This is a genomic window from Enterobacter sp. C6, assembly GCF_008122455.1.
Classification (GTDB): Bacteria; Pseudomonadota; Gammaproteobacteria; order Enterobacterales; family Enterobacteriaceae; genus Enterobacter; species Enterobacter pseudoroggenkampii.
On the sequence record NZ_QPFW01000087.1, the window covers coordinates 1 to 3,993 of the forward strand.

Consider the following 3,993-nt stretch of genomic DNA (forward strand, 5'->3'; position numbering starts at 1 on the left):
CCTCGCGGCCCGTCAGTTTCCAGAACAGAAGCCCCTCCACCGGGAGCTGAACGGTAATTCGGTTGAGCATAATCTTTATTCCATCTAGCTTATGCGATGCAGAAAAGGGGTTCGCATCTGTGATAAAGCGTCATTCAAGAAAGGGGCTTTTCCCTCTTGATCATCCAAAAAACAAGAGAGTAGATTTTCAGTAACTCTGAAGTGACAAATAAGCCTACATTCAACCAGATGTTTGAAATATCAAACATACTTACTAAAAGAGGGAAAAATGAGACCGAACATCTGAATGAAATCAAGCGAAATAATTCCTGAGCAAGGGCAAATTTAATCGCTCCGATCTTTCGCTTGAAGAATAACCAGGCCGAAGTACACAAAGAGAGTAATAAAAGTAAGTCAAGCACAAAAAAAAGCATGACCAAAATGCTGAAACCATCACCTGCATAATAATGCAACGAATCACTAAACGCTTTTGCATCAGAAATGAATGGAATTCTGTCGTGGCGAACTGAATTCACGCAATAAAGCAATATTGCGAGAAGATCCATACTTCCCCAGAAATACCATAATTTGCTATTTAAATGAGCGAGGTTATTTTGCGTACGCCCGATATTGTTATTTACAAAAATGGGGAGGCACATGTTGGCTTCAACTCAACTCTCCGGGTTAGGATTAAATTCAAAACGCATAAACAGGAGAGACAATCTTCTCGCATTCCCTGGATGAAGCCTCTGGCTTCGAAGATCGTACACTTCCATAGTCTCTCCTGTTTAAATTCCTACGGATTCACCAGCCAGGTGCCCGGCTTGGCAATATCCAGCGTCTGGCCACGCGTTCTTCCGTTGCCCTGCAGTTCAATCTTCGCCTCTCCGGCCGGCAGCTTGAGCGATGCATAGCCGTTGGTTCCCGGGCGCAGCGCTTTTGGCTCGCCGTTCACTTTCAGCGTTTCGCCGTCGAGGATGCGGATATAGACCAACGCAACAGGGTTCGCGACAGGCGGTGGCGTCTGTTGCGCCGTCGCCTGCTCGCTCACCTTCGCCGTTTCCGGCTTCACGTCTGGCGCGTTCGCGGCTGTTTCGGTCGAACGCGCCTCTGCCGGTGCCTGTGCAGCCTGCTCAGGCGTATCGTTACCGCCGCTGAACAGCATCGCCCCGGCGACAATACCCACCAGCACCCCTGCGGCAACCATGCCCGGGATCTTGTAGCGGCGCCAGTCGAGCAGCGAAGCCGGTTGTTCCTCCTCCACCGGTACCAGCATCGTGCCGGGCTTTTTCGCCGTCAGCACATCGTTGATACCGGCGACCGGCATCTCTATCAGCGCGGCGAACTCGTCGATGGACTGCGGACGGTCCTCCATGTGCAGCGCCAGCGCGCGGTCAATGGCCTGCAGCAGCGGAATGGAATAGCCCTGCGGCATGATTTCCACCAGCGGTTTGCAGGTATCCTGAATAGAGCGCACCACGCTGACCGGCGGCGGAGAACCCACAATCAGGGTACGCAGCACCGCGCCGAGGGCGTAAATATCCGTCCACGGGCCCTGCTCGCTTTCGTTGTCGTCGGTGTACTGCTCAATCGGCGCAAATCCCGGACGCAGCATGGTTTCCGTTTCGTCGGAGAGATTACCGATGGTGCGTCGCGCGGAGCCGAAATCGAGCAGCACCGGCAGGCCGTTATCCTGGATCTGAATGTTATCCAGAGAGATGTCGCGGTGCAGGTAGCCTTCGTCGTGGATGGTCTTGATCGCACCGAACAGCATCGGCAGCGTGCGGCGGATCCAGGCTTCGTTGATCAGCTCCGGCTTTTCTTCGCGCAGGCGCGACAGCGTGGTGCCGCTGTAAAACAGCGTCCCCATATAGGCCGTGTCGTTTTGCACCCAGAAACGCAGGACGTGCAGCAGGTTCGGGTGGTTAAAGCGCGCCAGCAGACGCGCTTCCTGAATAAAGCTGTTCAGGCCCGCGGAGAACGCTTTGCCAAAGCGCTCGCTGCGCAGCACCAGGGTCATGTCGTCGCCGCGCACGGCGAGCGAGGAAGGCATAAATTCTTTGATAGCGATAGTGCGTTCGAGCTGGTGATCCCACGCGCGATAGACAATGCCAAAACCGCCGCCGCCGATCACCTCTTTGATTTCAAACTCGTTGAAGCGGTACCCGACCGGGAGCGCGTTTGGGACAGTCCGATTGTTATCATTATCCGTCATCTTTTACAGTTCTCTTGATGATTATTACGCGGCAAACTGACAGTGAAACTCGCTCTGCTCGCAGGTGACGTGCAGACGTCGGTACTGCTCGTCGCTGCGGCTGGCGGTAAGTAAGATCTGGCTCATCTGAGGCAGCAGAGTGTTGGTCAGAATAGCGTCCACCATGCGGCCGCCGGACTCCACCTCGGTACAGCGCTGAACAATTTGTTCCACCACGCTGTCGTCAAACTCAGAAATAATGCTGTGATTCTCTTCCAGACGACGCTGAATGCGCTTGAGCTGCAGGCGAACAATCTGCCCCAGCATCTCGTCGCTGAGCGGGTAATACGGCACCACCAGCAGACGGCCCAGCAGCGCGGGCGGGAAGACCTCCAGCAGCGGCTGGCGCAGCGCGCCGCTCAAGGCGTCCGGCTCCGGCACCAGCTCCGGATCGGCGCACATGGCGCTAATCAGGTCGGTGCCGACGTTAGACGTCAGAATAATGATGGTGTTACGGAAATCAATGTGGCGCCCCTCTCCGTCTTCCATCCAGCCTTTATCAAAGACCTGGAAGAAGATTTCGTGGACGTCCGGGTGCGCTTTTTCAATTTCGTCCAGCAGCACCACGCTGTACGGGCGGCGGCGCACGGCCTCGGTCAACACGCCGCCTTCACCATACCCTACGTATCCCGGAGGCGCACCTTTTAAGGTGGACACGGTGTGCGCTTCCTGGAACTCACTCATGTTGATGGTGATAACGTTCTGCTCGCCGCCGTACAGCGACTCCGCGAGCGCCAGCGCGGTTTCGGTTTTACCGACGCCGGACGGGCCGCACAGCATAAAGACGCCCACCGGTTTGTTGGGATCGTCGAGCTTCGCCCGCGAGGTTTTCACGCGGCGGGCAATCAGATCCAGACCGTGACGCTGGCCGATAACGCGCTGGTTCAGCGTGTCGGCAAGGTTTAGCACCGCGTCGATCTCGTTTTTCACCATCCGGCCCAGCGGGATCCCGGTCCAGTCAGAGACCACCGCGGCAACCACGTTTTCATCCACCGCCGCAAACAGCAGCGGTTCATCACCCTGTAAGGCGTTCAGCGCCTGCTGCTGTTCCGTCAGCTTGCCGCGCAGCTCAGCGGTATCTTCTTCGCCCGCCGCGAACAGCGCGGCGCGCAGGCGGATAATCTCCTGCACCAGACTGCGCTCTTCTTCCCAGCGCCGGGACAGGGCTTCGCGTTTTGTCTCATACGCGTCACGTTCGGCGCGTAACGTTGCTACGCGCTCAGCGTCTCCGGCACCGACGCGCGCCTCGCGTTCTGCGATCTCAATTTCCACGTCCAGCGCGGCAAGATGGCGCAGGCAGTCTTCCAGCTGCGCAGGCGGCGCGCTCTGGCTGACCGCGACGCGGGCGCAGGCGGTGTCGAGCAGCGCAACGGCTTTATCCGGCAGCTGACGCGCCGGAATGTAGCGATGCGACAGCTTCACCGCCGCGCTGACCGCTTCGTCAAGCAGCAGAACCTGGTGGTGCGTCTCCAGCGGCGACACGGTGCTGCGCAGCATCAGAATGGCTTTCGCTTCGTCCGGCTCGTGCACCTGCACCGTCTGGAAACGACGGGTCAGCGCGGGGTCTTTCTCGATGTACTTTTTGTATTCCGCCCAGGTAGTGGCGCCGATGGTGCGCAGCTGACCGCGCGCCAGCGCGGGCTTCAGCAGGTTTGCCGCATCGCCGGTCCCCTGCTGGCCGCCTGCGCCAATCAGGGTGTGGATCTCATCAATAAACAGAATGATCGGCGTGGCGCTGGACTGGACTTCATTAATAAGCG

Annotated in this window: 3 protein-coding genes; all 3 read right to left on the minus strand. The window is 57.5% G+C overall.

Annotated elements, in window-relative coordinates:
* Positions 1–134 precede the first annotated feature (134 nt).
* The gene (locus tag DOU50_RS00975) at positions 135–545 is read right to left on the minus strand and encodes a hypothetical protein (RefSeq protein WP_228117491.1); all 411 of its coding nucleotides are present in this window, start codon (positions 543–545) and stop codon (positions 135–137) included.
* A gap of 230 nt (positions 546–775) precedes the next feature.
* Positions 776–2,194 carry a serine/threonine protein kinase gene (locus tag DOU50_RS00980; RefSeq protein ID WP_148768544.1) on the minus strand — a complete coding sequence of 473 codons (1,419 nt, stop codon included), beginning with the start codon at positions 2,192–2,194 and terminating at the stop codon, positions 776–778.
* Positions 2,195–2,218: 24 nt separating this feature from the next.
* The coding region (gene tssH / locus DOU50_RS00985; RefSeq protein WP_148768545.1) for a type VI secretion system ATPase TssH at positions 2,219–3,993 on the minus strand (1,775 nt) is incomplete at its 5' end.

Coding starts and splice junctions, on each gene's coding strand:
- DOU50_RS00975 (WP_228117491.1), bottom strand. CDS start 545: ATGGATCTTCTCGCAATATTGCTTTATTGCGTGAATTCAGTTCGCCAC.
- DOU50_RS00980 (WP_148768544.1), bottom strand. CDS start 2,194: ATGACGGATAATGATAACAATCGGACTGTCCCAAACGCGCTCCCGGTC.